Source organism: Rahnella sp. PD4, assembly GCF_049199325.1.
Classification (GTDB): domain Bacteria; phylum Pseudomonadota; class Gammaproteobacteria; order Enterobacterales; family Enterobacteriaceae; genus Rahnella; species Rahnella perminowiae.
This window is the reverse complement of record NZ_JBLZQF010000036.1, coordinates 1-276: the sequence shown is the minus strand read 5'-3', so window position 1 is coordinate 276 and position 276 is coordinate 1. Positions and strand designations below refer to the sequence as shown.

Annotated in this window: 1 rRNA gene; it reads right to left on the bottom strand. The window is 54.3% G+C overall.

Annotated elements, in window-relative coordinates:
- A 5S ribosomal RNA gene (gene rrf, locus ACOZIO_RS25095) occupies positions 1–80 on the bottom strand; the annotation flags it as partial.
- Positions 81–276: the final 196 nt, after the last annotated feature.

Here is a 276-nt window from a genome sequence, read left to right as displayed (position 1 = left end):
ACACTACCATCGGCGCTACGGCGTTTCACTTCTGAGTTCGGCATGGGGTCAGGTGGGACCACCGCGCTAGTGCCGCCAGGCAAATTCTGTTTCATCCGTACCGCAGCGCATCAGGGTTGCTCACCCCCGCGCCGCCATACGAACCAATCCCGGAACATTCCGCTGAAAATCTACTCTCTCGAGCCTGTCTCTCAAATCAAAACACCTTTGGTGTTGTAAGGTTAAGCCTCTCGGGTCATTAGTACTGGTTAGCTCAATGCATCGCTGCACTTACAC